This is a genomic window from Staphylococcus caledonicus, from assembly GCF_016238465.1.
Lineage (GTDB): Bacteria > Bacillota > Bacilli > Staphylococcales > Staphylococcaceae > Staphylococcus > Staphylococcus caledonicus.
In genome coordinates this window covers 863,114-882,000 of sequence record NZ_JABTXV010000001.1, presented here as the reverse complement: position 1 = coordinate 882,000, position 18,887 = coordinate 863,114, and the positions used below count along the sequence as shown (strand labels likewise).

Here is an 18,887-nt window from a genome sequence, read left to right as displayed (position 1 = left end):
TGGCATTACCGCTACCTTGTTCTCGATTATATGGGTGATTGTTAAAATGTTGTAGATTAATTTGAACTCATTATTTACCTGATAATTTCTCGCTCTTTTTTATACATTGGGAGAAAAAGAGAGGGTTATATATGGCATCAGAAACAAATGTTAGAGAATTGATAGCTAAGAATAACGCCAAAAAGGGTGGTTTCAGTGATAAAATTGTTCCCATTATTTTAGGAATTATAGCTGCTATCTCTATCTTAACTACAATTGGTATCTTATTTACGCTAGTAACTGAAACGATTACATTCTTTACACGAGTATCATTAGCTGAATTCTTATTTACTAAAGATTGGAACCCAACTGGCTCTGATCCTAAATATGGTATTTGGGCATTAATTCTTGGAACATTGAAAATTACAGTTATCGCTACAATCGTAGCTGTACCAATTGGTTTAGGCGCTGCAATTTACTTAAGTGAATATGCAAGTGATAAAGCACGTCGTATTATTAAACCAATTCTTGAAATCTTAGCAGGTATTCCAACTATTGTTTTTGGTTTCTTTGCATTAACTTTTGTAACACCAATTATTAGAACAATTATTCCTGGCCTTGATAGTTTTAACTCAATTAGTCCTGGGATTGTAGTAGGAATCATGATTGTTCCAGTTATTACAAGTATGAGTGAAGATGCTATGGCATCCGTTCCTTCAAAAATTCGCGAAGGTGCTTATGGACTAGGTTCTACTAGATTTGAAGTAGCTACAAAAGTAGTTTTAACAGCGGCAGCTTCAGGAGTTGTTGCATCTATCGTATTAGGTATTTCAAGAGCTATCGGGGAAACAATGATTGTATCATTAGCAGCTGGTAGTTCACCAACATCTTCATTAAGTTTAACTAGTTCTATCCAAACAATGACTGGTTATATTGTAGAAGTTGCAACTGGGGACGCAACTTTTGGTTCAGATATGTACTACAGTATTTATGCTGTTGGTTTTACATTATTTGTATTCACACTAATCATGAACTTAATCTCATATTGGATTTCTAAACGCTTCAGAGAGGAGTATTAATATGACAGCTACTACAGATGCTAACTCAAAAACGTTAGTAGACCAAAACAAAGTTGAAAAGAATATAACGAGTCGTAGTAAAAAAAATAAACTTAATAAATGGTTGTTTTTCACTTGTATAGTGATTGCACTACTTGTCCTTGTAGCATTACTCGTTCAAACGCTTGTTAAAGGGATTGGTTATTTAACACCTGAGTTCTTTACAAGTTTCTCTTCTTCTACACCATCACAAGCAGGTATTAAAGGGGCCTTAGCGGGAACTATCTGGTTAATGCTAAGTATCATTCCTATTTCAATTATTTTAGGTGTAGGGACAGCAATTTACTTAGAAGAATATGCTAAAGATAATTTCTTCACTAGTTTCGTGAAAATCAGTATTTCTAACTTAGCAGGTGTACCTTCAATCGTCTTCGGTTTATTAGGTTTAACTCTATTCGTACGTGGTGGAGGCATTGAGGCATTATCATTAGGTAACAGCGTTATCGCAGCAGCATTAACCATGTCTCTACTTATACTACCAATCATTATTGTTTCAAGTCAGGAAGCAATTCGCGCAGTACCTAATTCAGTACGTGAAGCTTCATATGGTTTAGGTGCTAATAAATGGCAAACTATTAGACGTGTCGTATTACCAGCATCATTACCTGGTATCTTAACAGGTTTCATCTTGTCTCTATCTCGTGCATTAGGTGAAACAGCACCTTTAGTTTTAATCGGTATTCCAACCATTTTATTAGCAACACCAACAAGTATCATGTCAATGTTCACTGCGTTACCAACGCAAATCTATACTTGGGCTAAAATGCCTCAAGCTGAATTCCAAGACGTCGCTTCAGGAGCGATTATCGTATTACTTGTTATCTTATTATTAATGAACGGCGTAGCGATATTCTTACGTAATAAGTTCTCTAGAAAATATTAATACTAATATACAACTACACATAGCTTAAATTAGGGAATAGAGAAGGCGATGTTAAAGAAACTTCCTTCTCTCAGATATAAAAGGAGTTTTAATAATGACAAATACAAACTTAAAAGAGAAAAAACAAGAAGTAGCAGAACACACTGATCGTTCACAAGAACCTGTTTCAACAGTCGTCTCTTCAAATGAACACCAACACATTCAACATAATGATAGCGATAAAAAAGTCGTTTATTCTACTCAAAATTTAGATTTATGGTATGGAGATACACATGCATTACAAAATATCAATTTAGATATTTTAGAAAATAATGTTACTGCCATTATCGGACCTTCTGGTTGTGGTAAATCAACATACATTAAAGCATTAAACCGTATGGTAGAATTAGTACCTTCTGTGAAAACTGCCGGTAAAATTTTATATCGTGACCAAAATATTTTTGATGAAAATTATTCAAAAGAAAAATTAAGAACTAATGTAGGAATGGTCTTCCAACAGCCTAACCCATTCCCTAAATCAATTTACGATAATATTACTTACGGCCCTAAAACACATGGTATTAAAGACAAAAAATTACTTGATGAAATTGTAGAAAAATCATTACGTGGCGCTGCAATATGGGATGAATTGAAAGATAGATTACACACAAATGCTTATGGTTTATCTGGTGGACAACAACAACGTGTTTGTATTGCTAGATGTTTAGCAATCGAACCAGACGTCATCTTAATGGACGAGCCTACGTCAGCATTAGACCCAATTTCTACTTTAAGAGTCGAAGAGTTAGTTCAAGAATTAAAAGAACGTTACTCTATTATTATTGTTACACACAACATGCAACAAGCTGCACGTGTATCTGATAAAACTGCATTCTTCCTTAATGGTTATGTTAACGAATACGACGACACTGATAAAATTTTCTCTAATCCTTCTGATAAACAAACTGAAGACTACATTTCAGGACGTTTTGGTTGATATTCGATAATGGCCATTATTAGACAGAAATACGAAGGCCAACTTGGCGATTTAATTAAAGATATTCGTCGACTTGGTCTTCATGTTTATTTTAATATCGAAAATGCATTAGTGTCGTTAAGTGAAAATGATAGAAATTTTGCAAGAGAGATTATTGAAAAAGATAAAACGATTAATAACTTAGATTACGAAATTAATGAAAAAGTAATTATGCTAATTACTAAACAGCAGCCGATTGCTACAGATTTAAGAATGATGATGTCGGCATTAAAAATTTCAACTGATTTTGAACGTATGGGAGATAACGCGGCAAATATCGCTCATATCCGTTTACGTGTAAAAATCACAGACCATTATGTATTAACACGTTTAAAAACAATGGGGAAATTGGCTATGCTGATGTTACAAGATTTAGATAATGCTTTTAAAAATGAGGATATCACTTTAATTAAAGAAATCATTGAACGTGATCATGATATTGATGATTTATATGTCAATATCGTTAATACGACGTATCTTATTGATAATGATCCATTTGTAGCTGGACAAGCACATTTAGCCGCGCGTAACTTAGAACGCGTAGGGGATCATGTAAGTAATATTGCCGAGAGTGTTTATTACTACTTTACTGGTGAATACTACGAATAAATTTTCTTCTTAATAACCCAAATAAATAGAACGTAAAAGACCTGCTACTCATTGAATGATGAATAGCAGGTCTTTCATAATATCATTAATTTTGTTGTTCTATTTGATCTGTTAAGGTTTCGACTTCATTAACCAGTTCTGAAATATACTTAATTGTTGCTTTTAATGGAGCGTCGGTAGTGATATCCACACCAGCAATTTTAGCAAGTTCTACTGGAGATTTGCTACCGCCAGCTTTAAGTGTATTTAACCAAGCATCTACTGCAGGTTGGCCTTCTTGTTTAATTTTCTGAGAAACAACTGTACCAATAGTTAATCCGGCAGAATAAGTATATGAATATAATCCCATATAATAGTGTGGTTGGCGCATCCATGTTAATTCGGCACTGTTTGTTAATTCAACTGCGTCGCCAAAGAATTGTTCGTAAACATCTCGCATAATAGAATTAAGTACCGGAGCTGTTAACGATTCACCATTATCGACTTTACGATAAACTTCACGTTGATAGGCCGCTTCAAGTAGGTGAGTTACCATATTATGATAATACGTACGGGATAATATTGAACCGATCACCCAACGTTTAAATTTAGGGTCTTCACTGTTACTAAATAAATAATTGGCCATTATCATCTCATTCATTGTTGAAGGTGCTTCAACGAAATACATAGATGCTTCAGAATCTAATAATTTTTGGTGTTGTTGGGCAAGAGTGAAATGACCTGCATGGCCTAACTCATGTGCTAATACAAACGTTTCTGCCATTTTACCAGTCCATGAAATGAAAACATATGAGTGAGTAAAATAAGGACTAGCACAATAAGCACCTGTGTCTTTGCCTTTATTTTGAGCAAAGTCAATCCAGCGTTGATTATAAGCATTATCAATCATTTGTGCGTAATCATCACCAAGTACATCTAATGCACCATGAATATACTTTTTAGAATCTTCTATTGAAATTTCAGGTTCATAACTAGGATCTACTGAAATTTTTAAGTCTTCAAAACGCATTTTATCAAGGCCATGAATTCGTTGTAATAACTTCGCATATTTCTGCATCACAGGGGCTAAATCACTCATAATTACATCAATTTGACGGTCGTACATTTCACGAGTCACTTCTTGGTCATGTAATAAGTAATCAATGACTGAATCATAACCTCTGAGATCAGCTTCAATTTTTTCTTGTTGTACATGCTGATTATAAGTAGCAGCAGTCGTATGTTGATACTTACGTAATGCATTATTAAAACTTTCAAAACTTTTTCTTCTGAATTCAGGATCTGCATTGTCTTCGTATTCATTTTCAAACGTAGCGTAATCCATTGGATAATTAATGTGGTTATGTTCAAACGATTCAAATGCGATATCTAGCATTTTAGTAGTTCCATATAGTTCATATGCACTTTGGAAAGTAGGGGACAGACTTGCTAACACTTCTTCAACTTCTGATGATAATTGATATGGTTTTCTTTCAATTAACTTTTCAAGATAGTGAGGAACTTCTGAATTAGCCATTATACTTTCAATTTCGCTACTTGATAATAGTAAAATTTCAGATTCTACGAAGGATAATTGACTTGCTATTTTACCGTAACTAGTAGATAATTTAGCGCTTAGTATTTGAGCATCTTCACTTGTAGTATCCACGCTTAATCTTAGTTCAGCATAGTTACCTAAACGGTCTAACTGGATAAGTATTTCTTCAAGTTCAGCTAATACTTTTTCAACTATACTAGCTTCTATTTTATCTTTATATTTTTGATTAAATGCTTTAGAAATCTGTAATACTTCTTTTAAAGTAGTATAAAACTGTTCATCGCTTTCAAATAAGTCTTTTAAGTCCCATGTTTCTTGTGTCGGAATATCTTTTCTAGATGGTAATCCTGTTGACATATATATCACTCCCTAAACTAAGTCTTACGCATATTATACACAATATTTTTTTCGAACTCATTATTAAGCCTTTAGCCTGAGTTGATGATTTATAGAAAGGTGTATAATTTATTTAAATAATATTGTATCATGAGTTAATAATTCATTTTATTATGTTAGGAGAGTAATATGACTATTTTTGATATGCCAAATTATCTTTGGGTTACTATCATAGCAATGATTATTTTAACTGTTTTTTGTTCACTTGTTTTGAAAAAGTGGTTCGCAGCTGCAGTCATCACATTTGTAGTGTTAGCTGTTTTAGCATTCTTTATACCAAATTTTTATGATATTTCATTCCAACCATTATTAGGTTATGCAGCATTTTTAGCAATCATCAGTTTAATCATTAGTTTCTTATTATGGTACTTCACCAAAAATTGGCGTCGCGAACGTAAAAAGAAACAATTAGAAAAAGAAATTCAGAAATATGAGCACGATGAACCTCAATATCGTCGTCGTGATAGAAGATAAAACTAATAGAGCGAGTAGGCCACTTTTGGTGACTAACTCGCTCTATCTATTTAGTAAAAGTGAAGGAGAATCCCTTACTTTTCAAACGCTTTTTCGATTTTATCTAATTGTTCAATAGTAGTATTAATACCGCCTTCACTGAAATACCACGCATTTGTTTCGAATTGATAGATTTGATTATTTTTTACTGCTTTCATATTTTTAATTACATCATTCTTCAACACTGATGGTAAGGTTTTGTCATCACCATTTTTCGTATGATCTATAACCAATAATTTATCCGGATTAACTTTATTCAAATATTCATAAGTAACTGTATTACCCGCTGAATTCTCTTTCATATTTTTATCAGCATGTTGAATACCTAAATCCTTATTTAAGAAGCCACCAAATCGGCCTGTAGAACCAAAGGCTTTAACCCCTTTATCATCCACATTTAAAAATAGAACCGTATCATTATTAATGGCCTCTTTAGTATCCTTTACTTTATTGCTTAATTTATTATTAAGCTCCTTGGCCTTATCTTCTTTTTTGAAAATTTTTCCTAATAATGTTGTATGATCTTTAATAGAATGAATGTAGTTATTATTATCAGGACTAACAAATAATATCTTAGCATTAGGCGCTGCTTTCTTCATTTCATCAAGTGTTTTTGTATGAGCTTGTCTAAAAGAAGCAAATATTACGTCAGGTTTAGATTTAGCTAACGTATCATAATTAGGTCTTCCAGGATTACCTAAATTAGCGTATTTACTGTCTTTAAATTCAGAAAGGGAAGAGAGTAGAAATGATGCACCTTTACCTTTAGCGATAGACACTATTTTGCCTTGTAATCCCATTTGTTGCATGATATCTAACGCACCGTAGTCTAATACAGCTACACGATCAGGATCAACAGGGACCTTAACTTTCTGAGTCTTACTTTCGCCACTGCTGTGCGTGTGTTTTTGATCTTTAAACTCATAAGTGTTCTCAACTGTAATGGTTTCCTTATTAGAGGAAGATGTTGAATTAGATTTATTGCTACATGCTACAAGTATTAATATTGTAGTAATTAATAATATGCTTAATTTGAATGTATTTTTCATAATGTAACCTCCTAGGTAACATTATAATTGCAAATGATAATCGTTTTCAATAACAATTTATTAAAAATCTCAATTGTTCTTATTATTATCTACTCATTAAACTGTCTAACACCTTGCATACCGAGTTAATATTAGCATCAACAAAAGTAATTAATTCTTCATTTTCAAATAAAGAAGTGCTCATCGTACTGTTATTAATAAAATAGGCAGCTTGCGCATGATTGAGCATTTTAATATCATTATGATCATTTCCAAAAGCAATATAAGTTGGATTTGTACCAAGTATATGAGTAATAGCAAAATATTTATTAATATGTTTAGCAGTGATATCGATATTCAATTCATTTGAGTGATTAATTAATTCTAGTTGTTTACCATTTGTAGCTAGATATGTAGCAATATCTTTGAAATTGTCTTGGTTAATATTTAATAAAATAGTCTTAATAGGTGATTGAATGTCATTCATTGAAAGCTTTTGAGCAAGACGATGAGGGTCTAAATGTTGATAAATAGTATTAGTTGTAGCTACTTCAGCAGCATAGTTCCAGTCATCATCGATAATATAACTTAAATTATATTGTTCTATAACTTCTTTAATAAGCGCAAAATCTTCATTTGAAATAGTAGCTAGTGTTTGAATATGATTATTTTCAGAAATAATCGAACCATTGCCGCCAATCAATGTAAATTCGTGAAACTGTGTAGGAAGTACAGGTAATAAGTCGCGTATAGGTCTCGCTGAAGCAAAAATAATTCTATGTCCTATGTTATGTAAACTAGAAAGTCGCTCTATAATTCTTTTATCTATATGACGGCCATCAAAACAAATCGTGCCATCAATATCGAGGATGATATTCATTTATAAACTCCTTATATTACATATATACGTATATATGTATGTTATATAGAGAATTTTATCATAATGACGTGGTAATAAGCGTACGAATATAAATGTGTAGTGAAATGATTAACGATTTATTTGAGCAATAATTATTAAAGTAATAATAAAAGGAGTGGTCCCCTAAAGCTCAACACATTACTTCCTATAATATATATTATGTAAACTAAAATATTGAAAAATATCTATACTGCTATTCTTAACGCTGTCACGACGATTTCTGAGCATTTAAACTTCTTAAACCGTATAATCCATCTGTTAACGTTTTGATCTGATCTTTAATTTTAATATAATCATGATAAATAAATTGTCTAGTTCGTTGTTATGATACCTATATGTACGAATACGTTGATTGGAACTCTAAACCTTTAACTTACAATACTTGCTAATCAATAATAAATTAATAGCCAATTCGAATTATAAGGCTAAGGCATTAGTACCTTATAATTTGGAAAATCCACGGACTATAATCCGATAAGATTGAAAACATCAACATAGCTTCAATATAATCATTAAATTTGCTAATATACGGCCGTTAAATCAACATTTATTCAAATCGTAATAATTACGTTATAAATGTTTGTTGTTTTATCTAGACAAAATGTTAGTTTTACTAAATTTTTCATTTTACAAATGATTTAAATTTTACTAAATAAAATAGTTTGTCAATATTATTGTTAAAAATTATAAGTGTGCTATTATAAAACTGTAGGAATCAACATGCTATAACACCTAGAATTTTACCTACAACATATTGTAACTTGTCTCTATCACTCGTTACGATAAAAAAGCAAGATATTGAAATCTAAAGTTCTCGCAGGTTTTATTATCTCGCTCTGGCAAGGTTGGGGAGAGATGCAGAATGTATAATTTCAACGCCTCTCCCTTTCTCCCTCAACCTTCGCTAAAAGCAAAGGGAGCGAGACAGAAATCTAATGTAATTTCAAAGATTTCGTCGTCCCGCCCCGGCAAAGTTGACTAGAAATGAAGAAAGTGAGGCTCGAACGCATCTTCATTTCAGACAACTACTGCCAAGTTTCAAAGATTTCCTCGTCCCGCCCCGGCAAGGTTGACTAGAAATGAAGAACGTGAGGTTCGAACACCCCTTCATTTCAGACAATTACTGCCATAACTAAAGGCTGAACCATTTTTTTATATTAATGGCTCAGCCTCTTCTTAAAAGTTATTTTTTTATTTTCTTACGAATACTATTTAAAGTTGTGAATAGCCAATATTTCACTTTATTAATCGGTTTATAAAAATCTCCTATCAATTCTTCAATATAAACATTAAATCCTCGTTTAAAGCGATAAACACCATAATCCTCACTATTTTCAGTAAAGTCACCAGATAAACCATAGAAATTATAGCGATCATAACCATGTTCAAAGCAATAGTTCATCATGTGCCAGTGCATCATGTATGGTCCCATATAATTGTTGTATTTCTCTGATGATCCTCCTGAGAAGTAATTCACTTCATAGGCATTCGCAAAGAAAATACCTGAAGCTAGATTTAGAATTTGACCATCTGTTTGACGCAATTCGCTCGCGTTTAAGAGTTCTTTTTTATCGTGTTCAATTTGGCTATCTAAATCGGCAATTTTTCTTAATTGCTTATCATTTTTATTTTCTTTTGCCATCATTTGATCACGACGATTTTCTTTATCACTTAAAGCGTCTTGTAGTGATTTTATGTATTCGTCTAAATCAATATAAGCTAGTGGAACAAGAACTTTATCACCATAGGTATCAAAGAAATTGTAGAAATATTCGTCAGTTTTTGATACAAATCCAGTACGTGCTTCTGTTTCACGATATAAATCTAAGAATAGATGGAATTCATCTCTACCAAGAAATCTAACTTCAACTCCGTAGTTTATCGCTTTATTTATATTACGTTTACGTTGGCTATCAAATTGTTTTCTTAACGATGCAGGCGTTTCACCTTTTAAGTAGCTAACGCCCATCCATCTCGCTTGACTTGAAGTATCATATTGAGTTGTAAAACCATGATGATTATAGCCATGTGATTTAAATAAATTAACAATCGCATCATTTTTTTCGCGACCTTCAACAGGTTTTACGTCTTTATCATAGATTTGGTAAATCCAATAAGGGTCAAGTTTAACGTATAAACATTGATGTTGATGTAGATACTTTTCTAATTCACGTAAATAGAAGTCTGCAAGTCCTAAGTCAGAATAATCCATGACTGGTCCACGGTTTGAGTAATATACATAACTTCCCATAGTTGGTATTTTAGAAAAAAGACTAGCAGCAATGACTTTATTACTTTCATCTTTGACTCCTAACAATACTACTTGGAACCCATCATTTTCACGGGTCTGGATATTTTCTTTAGTTTGAAAGTAATGACTTTCTAATGATGGATTTTGTACAAAGTTTTCATACTCTTTTACTGTTAACTCTGTAAATTTCATATTAGTCTAATCCCCTCTTAATAAAATCTATTTTTTAACCCTTTTAAGTGTCTTATAAACAGAATACATTGGTTTGTTAATTGGTTTCACAAAATCACCAACATATTCAATTACATCTGCGTTAAAGCCTTTTTTGAACTTCACAACTCCTGCGTCTTCTGCGTCTTCACTGAAATGACCACTTATTCCATAGAAATTATATCTATCAATACCATGCTCTAAGGCATAGTTAATCATTGTCCATTGAACCGCATAGCTACCAGCAAAATGTCTGTATTTATTAGACGTTCCACCAGCATAGTAAACCACTTCGAATGGGTTAATAAAGAAGAAACCAGCTGAAATTGGTAATTCATTGCCATGTTCCTTTTGTAATTCTGTTGCTTCATCAATCTTTTGTTGATTAGCCTCTAATTGTTGTTCTAAATTGACTTGTTTATTTTGTGCCTTTTTATTTTCAGGACGTTTTTCTAAATCTTTGATAGCTTTATTTAAGTCTCTATTTAATGTTTCTCTTTCATTTTGAAGTTCTTCGATGTATTCATCAAATTTAATGTATGCTAATGGGACTAATACTCTATCTTTAAAATGTTTAAATCGAGTGTAATAGAAACTGTCTTCTCTATCTTTAAAATCTTTAGTTTCTGTTGTATCTTCCATAAACGATCTAAAGATTGGCAATTCTTCTTCAGTTAAAAATTTAACTTTAACACCATTTTTTTGAACTTTTTTGGTATTACGTTTTCGTAAACTGTCCATATTATTCAAAATATCTTTAGCTGTTTTATCTTTTAAATCAAGCACAGAATGGAATCTAATTTGGAGAAGAGAATCGAAACCTGTTGTAAATCCTTGGTGTTCAAATCCTAACTCTTGCATCTTATCAAAGAGCCAATCATTGCCTGCATTATTTGTAATTTCACCATCATGATTACGATATTGATAAGGTAAATAAGGGTCGACTCTTACATATAAGCAGTTGTGTTGTTTTAAATATTTAGTTAGTTCATTAAAGAAGAAGTGAACAAGTTCTTTATTTTCATAATCAATCACAGGCCCACGGTTTGAATAAAAATATTTAAAGAATTTCATTACAGGTACTGCTGTTAACATACATGCTGCAATGACTTCATTATTCTTATTTTTAATACCAACTAAGTGGGTTTCTGTCTTCTCAGCAACTTTCACTTCATAATTTTCGACCGTTTGTGTAAAATGACTGTACGGCATTTTATCTGTAAAATCACCGAATTCAGTCGCTGTTAAATTTGTAAACTTCATTTTTTTATAACTCCCATTTTAAAGAATCTTTCTCTCTTGATGTTCACTATTTGCATTATAGTTTTAATAATTATTATATGTATCATTAATAAAAATTTTTATCTTTCTAATCTCGTTAATTATACAATAGTTGACTATAAAACTGAAATAGAAACCATTTCTATAAGAGAATTATTAAACTACATGCAAATTAATAGCCTAGAACATTTTATTAAACATTCCAGGCTATTATAGTAATTATCTTGTCACTTATTCTAAATCATTTCGCTTTAATTTTCCAACCATTGAAACAAGGGAGCGAGATAGAAATCTAATGCAATTTCTAAGATTTTATCGTCCCGCCCCGGCAAAGTTAACTAGAGATGAAGAAAGTCCAGTTTGGATGCATCTTCATTCCAGTCAACCCCTGTCTAATCACATAGATTATAAATTTCACTCATGATAATTTAATAGGTTACAAGTTATCATAATGTAAAAGTCACGTTATTATTTTAAATTTCTTATTTATTCATACGAATCCAGTGTGGCCCTAATCTCGTTTAGATATGCTTCAAATTCCGTTGTATTCCCTTCCTCAATACGACGTACGATTTCACTTCCGATTACAATACCATCTGCTACAGTAGCTATACTGCGAACATGTTCAGGTGTTCGAATACCAAAGCCAGCTACTACTGGAATAGAAGTATATTCTTTTATCTTGTGTAGCTTTTCTTTGAGTTCAGGATGAAACGTACCATTTTCTCCAGTTGTTGCATTCATAGTTACTGTGTATACAAATCCTTCTGCATTTTCAGCAATTGTTTTGATTCTATCTTGGGAAGCGGTCATTGCTATAAGTGAGATAATCTTTACAGAGAATTTAGACACTCTGGCTTTCAATTGCTCTGTTAATTCAAATGGTAGATCTGGAATAATCACTCCATAAACATTCACATTTTGACATCGTTGGAAGAATGCTTCTTCGCCATAAGACAATATAATATTATAGTAAGTCATCAAAACATATTTATTTTTAATTTCACCTTTATGTTTTTCTAATTCATCAAAGATGTAATCAATCGTTATGCCATCTTCAATTGCCTTATTACCTGCTTTCATAATTGCTGGTCCATCCGCTACTGGGTCTGAAAAAGGAACCCCAATTTCTATAATATCGGCACCATGTTTATCTAGTAATTTAACATCTTCGATAAAGTCTTTCGCTCCCATTAAATAAGGTATAAATAATTTAGTCATGTAAATCACCTCTTTCTTCAGTGTATTGACGAATTGTTTCCATATCTTTGTCTCCACGACCTGAAACAGTAACCACAATAACTTGATCCTTATCCATCGTTGGAGCTAATTTTTCAACATAGCTTAGTGCATGCGCACTTTCAATTGCTGGAATAATCCCTTCACATTGACTGAAGCGGATAAGTGCTTCCATAGCTTCTTCATCGCTAGCATTTTCATATTGAACTCTTCCTATATCATGATAATATGAATGTTCTGGACCAATACCTGGATAATCTAAACCTGCTGAGATGGAATGTGCTAATTCAATTTGACCATGATCATCTTGAATAAGGTACATCTTAGAACCATGAAGTACACCTGGACGCCCTTTTCCAATAGCCAGAGCGTGTTTATCTGTATTAATACCTTTACCAGCTGCCTCAATTCCATATAGTTTTACATCATCTTGAATAAACGGATAGAACGTGCCAATTGAATTGGAACCGCCACCCACACATGCAACCACCGCATCCGGTAAACGCCCTTCTTTATCAAGTATTTGAGTTTTAATCTCTTGTCCAATGACACTTTGGAAATCTCTAACCATAGTTGGAAACGGATCTGGTCCTAAAGCAGAGCCTAGCAAATAATGTGTATCGTCTACATGACTCACCCAATACTGCAACGCTTTATTTACCGCATCCGATAATGTACCTTGTCCATCATCTACTGCTTCCACTTTCGCGCCAAGCAGTTCCATTCTAAATACATTAAGTTGTTGGCGTTTAATGTCTTCTCTGCCCATAAACACTACAAGTTCCATATCGAAAAGTGCTGCAACGGTTGCACTCGCTACTCCGTGTTGCCCCGCGCCAGTTTCTGCAACCAACTTGTTTTTGCCCATACGTTTTGCAAGTAACACTTGTCCTATCGCGTTATTAATTTTATGCGCTCCTGTATGATTTAAATCTTCTCTTTTTAAATATATTTTTGCGCCACCTAACTGTTCAGTGTAGGATTTTGCGTATGTTAATGGCGTTTCTCTACCTACGTAGTCTTTTAAATAATGAGCGATTTCTTTTTGGAATTCTTCATCTTGCTTAGCTTTCTGATAAGCTTGCTTTAATTCGATAATCGCTGGCATCAAGGTTTCTGGTACATACTGTCCTCCATATTCTCCGAAAAATCCTAATTCATCAGCTTCTGTTTGTATATTTTTCATTTTTTAACGCTCCTTTAACTAGTTTAACGATAGTAATCATTTTGTTTTTATCTTTATTTCCTGCTATTTCGATACCGCTCGAGATATCATAACCTGCATGTTTAAGACCCATTTTCTCTATTTGTGTAATCTTATTAGCGTCTATGCCTCCAGCAATTAAATAAGGTACTTCAATATCAATATGATTTAATAAACTCCAATCAAAAGACTCTCCAGTACCTCCATATTGAGTTGAAGGTGTATCAATAATAAATAAATCGACGAAATCTTTATATAATTTCATAGTTTCTGCAACTTTATGATCAGCTGACAACGCTTTAATTATCTTAATATTCTTGAAATTATCCCTAATATTTTTTATAAATTCTGGTGATTCTCTTCCATGAAATTGAATCGTATTAATTGCTGTATTTTCAATTAAATTTTTTACTTTTTGAAAAGTAGGATTCACTACTACCACAACTTTATCTATATCATTAGACATAAGAAGTGACATTTTGTTTATATGACTGATATCAACATGTCTTTTGCTTTTAGGATAATGTATAAAGCCGACCATATCTATATTAAGTAAATTGACTTTCTGGATATCTTCTTCCGTCTTAAATCCACAAAATTTTAATATCATATGTTCACCTTACGTAGCTTAAGGTTAGGCATAAATGATGATAAATCATCACAATTCATCAAGGCACCGCCAATTAATAAACCATCGATTCCAGAATTAACGATGTTCTGAACATCTTCAACTGAATTAATACCACTTTCAGAAATATAATAATGGCCAGGTTGCTTACATCGTAATATTTGATTCGTATGTTCAACGTTCGTTACAAATGTTTTTAAATCTCTATTGTTAATTCCAATAATTTTAGCATTTAACTGATAAGCTCTTTCTAGTTCTTCTTTATCATGCACTTCGACCAATACTTCTAACCCTACAGATGTTGCATAGTTATATAATTGTGTTAATTGCGTATCTGTTAAAATATTAACAATTAGCAATATAATAGAGGCTCCAGCTTTTTTAGCAACATCAATTTGAAGCGGGTCTACGATAAAATCTTTACAGAGTACTGGTAACGTGGTTTTAAGTGAGAGTTTTTGTAACCTTTCAAAGCTTCCCCCGAAGTACTGTTCATCGGTTAGCACTGAAATCGCATTTGCACCGTAACGTTCATAATCTTGTACTTGTTGAACTAAATTACGTTCATGAAAAGCTTTGACTGAAGGACTTTTAGATTTTATCTCTGCTATAATACTCAAATCATTGTTCTTTTCTAGTGCCTTCGATAACACGGATTTAGTAGGCAAGTTAATTTCGCTTAATGTTTTAAGTTTAGACGCATAATATCCCTCATTTAACAGTTGCCTTTTATAACTTACAATCTCGTTTAAAATCGTCATATTAATTGCCCTCCATGACTAAACATTGTTTCATGGCACAGCCACTATCAATTAAATCCTCAGCTAATTTTATTCCTGCTTTAATCGTTTCTACTTTTCCAGATACATAAAACGCTAATGCTGAATTTAGAACGACTACATCTCTTTTGCATGTTTTATCGTGTCCACTAAGAATGTTGAGTGTGATAGTTCTATTGTCTTTAGGTGTGCCACCTTGTAGTTCATTATTATCAGCATATTTCAGACCATAATCTGTAGCGTTTAAATAATAATGCTCGATTGTGCCATTTTCTGTTATTTCATAGATTTCGTTATCTCCAGAAAGCGATGCTTCATCCATACCATTTGCGCCATGTACGACTATAGCGCGTCGTCGACCTAAATCTCTTAGAGTTTCAGCCACCATTTTTAACTTAGTAGGATCATAGACGCCCATCACTTGATAGGATAATTTGAAAGGATTAATTAATGGTCCTACTAAATTGAATATCGTTGGCGTACTTATCATTTTTCTCAGAGGTTGAATATACTTCATTATTGGATACGATTGTGTCGCGCTAATAAATGCTAAGCCTTTTTCTTGTACTTGAAAAGGCACTTCCGACACATTAGTCTTAGCAATATCTAACTCTTGAAGCAAATCTGTACTTCCAGAATTTGAAGTTATACTTTTATTACCATGTTTAATTACCGGAATACCTGCGCTTGCCACTATAAATGCTACTGTGGTAGAAATATTAAAGCTATTCGATCGATCACCGCCTGTGCCACATACACATATACTACCTTCGTAAGTTGGTTGTTGTGGATACATAATTTGTATTAAGCTATTCACTACATAAGTCAATTCTTGTTGTTGAATGTCTTTCTTTGTGAATTGTAGTAAAGCTTCAACCTTTTTATCATTATCAATTGATGGATTGATTAAATATTCAATAAATTGGGTAATTTCTTGTTGATTTAACGTATGTTGTTTACTGAGTTGAGCTAAGTTTTCCATTTATGGTGCCCCTTTCACTAACGATGTTGATGAAATTTTGAATGATTTGAGTGCCGAATTCTGTCGCGAATGATTCAGGATGGTATTGAATACCGTAATGAAGCTTTTGAGTGTCTTCAAAAGACTGTAGTGCATCTTTACTTTCGCCAGTAATTGTTAAATTAGGTGGAAACGTTTTGGTATCACTAACAAGTGAATGGTAACGCATAATTTTAAATTGTTTAGGTAGACCTTGGTATAACCTTGTTTCATGGGTTACCTTCATCGTATCTACCTTGCCATGCATAACCTTTTCCCCTTGAATAACCTTGCCTCCGTAGTAACAAGTTAAGGCTTGTGCACCTAAACATACGCCTAAAATAGGCAATGCCTGATATGCTTCAATAATTTTCATTAAACAATCTGTGTCTAATGGGTGTCCCGGCCCAGGTGAGATGATGACGCCGTCAACCTTAGACGTATAAGTTAATACATCTTCATCATCAGGATATTTAATAATGGTTTCTTCTTTTTGATTGACGATATCTACTAAGTTATAGGTAAAAGAATCATAGTTATCTATCACTAATATCATGGTGTCACCTCTAATAAACTTTTGGCTTTTAATCGCGTTTCTTCTAATTCTTTTTCAGGGACGGAATCATAAACTACGCCACACCCTGCTTCAATTTGTATAGTGGTATCATCGACAAGCATTGTTCTTATCGCTAAGGCAAAATCTAAATTTTGATTACAATTGATGTAGCCTATACCTCCACTATAAATTCCTCTTTTATACGGATGAACTTCATAAATACGTTCTATCGCTCTTAGTTTTGGAGCACCAGATACCGTACCTGTTGGTAATAAATTGGCTATAATTGTCATAGGAGACAATTCCTTTTTAATTTTTCCTTTCACTTCACTAACAAGATGGATGACATGTTCATATTTTTCTATTTCCATCAGTTTTGTTAGTTGTGAAGTACCAGTAACGCTCACTCTGTGAATATCATTACGACCTAGATCTACTAGCATGCTATGCTCGCTTCTTTCTTTTTCATCTGCTAATAACTGTTGCGCGTTTCGGTCATCCTCTTCAGGCGTGGCTCCTCTTCGAATCGTCCCAGCTATTGGATTAGTGATAACTTCTCCATTATGCACAGCAACGAAACTTTCGGGAGAACTACCAATAATCATCTCGTCATCCATGTTGATATAGTACATATATGGGCTAGGATTTTGTCGTTTTAAATTTTGATACAACTGATAGCTCAATCGATATTTATCTTGCCCAAAGTGATGTTGGTAACTATAAATTCTTGAAGGCACAACTTGAAACATATCTCCTTCAGTAATTTTTTGCTTTAGGTATTTAACTATTTCTATAAATTTATCATTCGAAATATTAGGAACTATTTCAGATCGTTTAGGTGGTAAGATATAGTTTTCTTCATAAACTTTTATTTGAGACAATGCCTTAATATTCTTCTTCACTCTAGCTTTTAACTGTTTATTGTTATCTCCTGAGAATTGATTAGTTGCTATCACATACAAGTTTTCTTTGTAATGGTCAAAGACATACACATCTTCGATCATATAAAATCTCACGTCATAATTTTTGTTGTTTTCATTTATTACTTTTTTCTTCAAAACTGGAAATTCATGTCTTACTAAATCAAAACTACAACCACCGATAAATCCAGAAATAAAAGGCAATTGCTTTAATTTGTCATCTGTAATTGTATGATTGAAGCGGTTAATATAGTTTTTCAAATAATTATATGGATGATCACTTATCACAGTAGTTGTATCACGAGTTACAATTTTTAATTCTTTGTCAGTTAGTGTCAATGTCCCATAATTATCAAATGCTACTATGGAGTATCTGCCCTTTACTTGTTGTTGGCTTGCACTTTCTAGAATAATTTTCTTTTCTTTTAAATCACCCAAAACTTCTGGGGTGATTTTTGCCTTTAAAACTTCATAATAAAATTCCATATTTAATCCTTTCTCCACAAAAAACGCCAACCTCCTTGTATACAAGGACGCTGACGCGCGGTACCACCTTAATTAACTAAATATTTTAAATAATCAAAATATTTAAAGTTCACTCATATTTTATTTAATTGTTTCCATATAAACCCAATTTCATTATTAGAGGTGTTAGTTTACATCAACCACTAACTTTCTATAGCTACCTTTCTAATAATTACTACATTTATACTGATTTAATTGTATACAAAAAACACCACAACTAACACGTCTATCATAAGGACGCGTTACCGTGGTGCCACCTTACTTAACATAAAATTATGTTCACTCACCATATATAAA

The 18,887-nt window shown here is 32.8% G+C and carries 17 protein-coding genes; 5 read left to right on the top strand and 12 right to left on the bottom strand.

Features of this window, described 5'->3' with window-relative positions:
• Positions 1-131 precede the first annotated feature (131 nt).
• The 4 genes from pstC (at position 132) to phoU (ending at position 3,604) form a co-directional block, all read left to right on the top strand.
• The gene (gene pstC, locus HS848_RS04410) at positions 132-1,058 is read left to right on the top strand and encodes a phosphate ABC transporter permease subunit PstC (RefSeq protein WP_198611391.1); all 927 of its coding nucleotides are present in this window, start codon (positions 132-134) and stop codon (positions 1,056-1,058) included.
• Position 1,059: 1 nt separating this feature from the next.
• Positions 1,060-1,980 carry a phosphate ABC transporter permease PstA gene (pstA, locus tag HS848_RS04405; protein WP_198611390.1) on the top strand — a complete coding sequence of 307 codons (921 nt, stop codon included), beginning with the start codon at positions 1,060-1,062 and terminating at the stop codon, positions 1,978-1,980.
• A 94-nt stretch (positions 1,981-2,074) separates the two neighbouring features.
• The gene (pstB, locus tag HS848_RS04400; protein WP_107507951.1) at positions 2,075-2,956 is read left to right on the top strand and encodes a phosphate ABC transporter ATP-binding protein PstB; all 882 of its coding nucleotides are present in this window, start codon (positions 2,075-2,077) and stop codon (positions 2,954-2,956) included.
• A gap of 9 nt (positions 2,957-2,965) precedes the next feature.
• The gene (gene phoU, locus HS848_RS04395) at positions 2,966-3,604 is read left to right on the top strand and encodes a phosphate signaling complex protein PhoU (protein WP_198611389.1); all 639 of its coding nucleotides are present in this window, start codon (positions 2,966-2,968) and stop codon (positions 3,602-3,604) included.
• Between the two features lie 85 nt (positions 3,605-3,689).
• Here phoU and pepF read toward each other — a convergent pair whose 3' ends face one another.
• Positions 3,690-5,498, bottom strand: coding sequence for an oligoendopeptidase F (gene pepF, locus HS848_RS04390; protein ID WP_198611388.1), 1,809 nt, complete (start codon positions 5,496-5,498; stop codon positions 3,690-3,692).
• A 168-nt stretch (positions 5,499-5,666) separates the two neighbouring features.
• On the opposite strand from pepF, the gene HS848_RS04385 reads away from it, so the two are divergent.
• Positions 5,667-6,011, top strand: coding sequence for a hypothetical protein (locus HS848_RS04385; protein ID WP_107507954.1), 345 nt, complete (start codon positions 5,667-5,669; stop codon positions 6,009-6,011).
• 74 nt (positions 6,012-6,085) lie between these two features.
• On the opposite strand, the gene HS848_RS04380 is transcribed toward HS848_RS04385, so the two are convergent.
• From HS848_RS04380 to HS848_RS04330, 11 genes are all read right to left on the bottom strand, one after another.
• Positions 6,086-7,099, bottom strand: a complete 1,014-nt coding sequence (locus HS848_RS04380) for a siderophore ABC transporter substrate-binding protein (protein ID WP_198611387.1) — start codon at positions 7,097-7,099, stop codon at positions 6,086-6,088.
• Between the two features lie 85 nt (positions 7,100-7,184).
• Positions 7,185-7,958 (bottom strand): HAD-IIB family hydrolase, encoded by a 774-nt coding sequence (locus HS848_RS04375; protein WP_198611386.1) that lies wholly within the window; start codon positions 7,956-7,958, stop codon positions 7,185-7,187.
• Positions 7,959-9,180: 1,222 nt separating this feature from the next.
• Positions 9,181-10,440, bottom strand: coding sequence for an aminoacyltransferase (locus HS848_RS04370; protein WP_198611385.1), 1,260 nt, complete (start codon positions 10,438-10,440; stop codon positions 9,181-9,183).
• A gap of 27 nt (positions 10,441-10,467) precedes the next feature.
• Positions 10,468-11,721: an aminoacyltransferase gene (locus tag HS848_RS04365; protein WP_198611384.1), complete on the bottom strand. Its 1,254-nt coding sequence runs from the start codon at positions 11,719-11,721 to the stop codon at positions 10,468-10,470.
• A 504-nt stretch (positions 11,722-12,225) separates the two neighbouring features.
• The gene (trpA, locus tag HS848_RS04360; protein WP_198611383.1) at positions 12,226-12,960 is read right to left on the bottom strand and encodes a tryptophan synthase subunit alpha; all 735 of its coding nucleotides are present in this window, start codon (positions 12,958-12,960) and stop codon (positions 12,226-12,228) included.
• Positions 12,953-14,164: a tryptophan synthase subunit beta gene (gene trpB / locus HS848_RS04355; RefSeq protein ID WP_198611382.1), complete on the bottom strand. Its 1,212-nt coding sequence runs from the start codon at positions 14,162-14,164 to the stop codon at positions 12,953-12,955. The genes trpA and trpB overlap by 8 nt, the downstream gene beginning before the upstream one ends.
• A complete protein-coding gene (locus HS848_RS04350) occupies positions 14,139-14,792 on the bottom strand; it encodes a phosphoribosylanthranilate isomerase (protein ID WP_198611381.1) in 654 nt (217 codons plus the stop codon). Before HS848_RS04350 ends, trpB begins: the two co-directional genes overlap by 26 nt.
• Positions 14,789-15,571: an indole-3-glycerol phosphate synthase TrpC gene (trpC, locus tag HS848_RS04345; RefSeq protein WP_198611380.1), complete on the bottom strand. Its 783-nt coding sequence runs from the start codon at positions 15,569-15,571 to the stop codon at positions 14,789-14,791. Before trpC ends, HS848_RS04350 begins: the two co-directional genes overlap by 4 nt.
• 1 nt (position 15,572) lies before the next feature.
• Positions 15,573-16,571 (bottom strand): anthranilate phosphoribosyltransferase, encoded by a 999-nt coding sequence (gene trpD / locus HS848_RS04340; RefSeq protein WP_198611379.1) that lies wholly within the window; start codon positions 16,569-16,571, stop codon positions 15,573-15,575.
• Positions 16,546-17,145 carry an anthranilate synthase component II gene (locus tag HS848_RS04335; RefSeq protein ID WP_198611378.1) on the bottom strand — a complete coding sequence of 200 codons (600 nt, stop codon included), beginning with the start codon at positions 17,143-17,145 and terminating at the stop codon, positions 16,546-16,548. The genes trpD and HS848_RS04335 overlap by 26 nt, the downstream gene beginning before the upstream one ends.
• A complete protein-coding gene (locus HS848_RS04330; RefSeq protein WP_198611691.1) occupies positions 17,142-18,551 on the bottom strand; it encodes an anthranilate synthase component I in 1,410 nt (469 codons plus the stop codon). Before HS848_RS04330 ends, HS848_RS04335 begins: the two co-directional genes overlap by 4 nt.
• Positions 18,552-18,887: the final 336 nt, after the last annotated feature.

Excerpts from the sequence above, each read along its gene's own strand:
- pstC (WP_198611391.1), top strand. The coding sequence starts at position 132 with ATGGCATCAGAAACAAATGTTAGAGAATTGATAGCTAAGAATAACGCC.
- pstA (WP_198611390.1), top strand. The coding sequence starts at position 1,060 with ATGACAGCTACTACAGATGCTAACTCAAAAACGTTAGTAGACCAAAAC.
- pstB (WP_107507951.1), top strand. The coding sequence starts at position 2,075 with ATGACAAATACAAACTTAAAAGAGAAAAAACAAGAAGTAGCAGAACAC.
- phoU (WP_198611389.1), top strand. The coding sequence starts at position 2,966 with ATGGCCATTATTAGACAGAAATACGAAGGCCAACTTGGCGATTTAATT.
- pepF (WP_198611388.1), bottom strand. The coding sequence starts at position 5,498 with ATGTCAACAGGATTACCATCTAGAAAAGATATTCCGACACAAGAAACA.
- HS848_RS04385 (WP_107507954.1), top strand. The coding sequence starts at position 5,667 with ATGACTATTTTTGATATGCCAAATTATCTTTGGGTTACTATCATAGCA.
- HS848_RS04380 (WP_198611387.1), bottom strand. The coding sequence starts at position 7,099 with ATGAAAAATACATTCAAATTAAGCATATTATTAATTACTACAATATTA.
- HS848_RS04375 (WP_198611386.1), bottom strand. The coding sequence starts at position 7,958 with ATGAATATCATCCTCGATATTGATGGCACGATTTGTTTTGATGGCCGT.
- HS848_RS04370 (WP_198611385.1), bottom strand. The coding sequence starts at position 10,440 with ATGAAATTTACAGAGTTAACAGTAAAAGAGTATGAAAACTTTGTACAA.
- HS848_RS04365 (WP_198611384.1), bottom strand. The coding sequence starts at position 11,721 with ATGAAGTTTACAAATTTAACAGCGACTGAATTCGGTGATTTTACAGAT.
- trpA (WP_198611383.1), bottom strand. The coding sequence starts at position 12,960 with ATGACTAAATTATTTATACCTTATTTAATGGGAGCGAAAGACTTTATC.
- trpB (WP_198611382.1), bottom strand. The coding sequence starts at position 14,164 with ATGAAAAATATACAAACAGAAGCTGATGAATTAGGATTTTTCGGAGAA.
- HS848_RS04350 (WP_198611381.1), bottom strand. The coding sequence starts at position 14,792 with ATGATATTAAAATTTTGTGGATTTAAGACGGAAGAAGATATCCAGAAA.
- trpC (WP_198611380.1), bottom strand. The coding sequence starts at position 15,571 with ATGACGATTTTAAACGAGATTGTAAGTTATAAAAGGCAACTGTTAAAT.
- trpD (WP_198611379.1), bottom strand. The coding sequence starts at position 16,571 with ATGGAAAACTTAGCTCAACTCAGTAAACAACATACGTTAAATCAACAA.
- HS848_RS04335 (WP_198611378.1), bottom strand. The coding sequence starts at position 17,145 with ATGATATTAGTGATAGATAACTATGATTCTTTTACCTATAACTTAGTA.
- HS848_RS04330 (WP_198611691.1), bottom strand. The coding sequence starts at position 18,551 with ATGGAATTTTATTATGAAGTTTTAAAGGCAAAAATCACCCCAGAAGTT.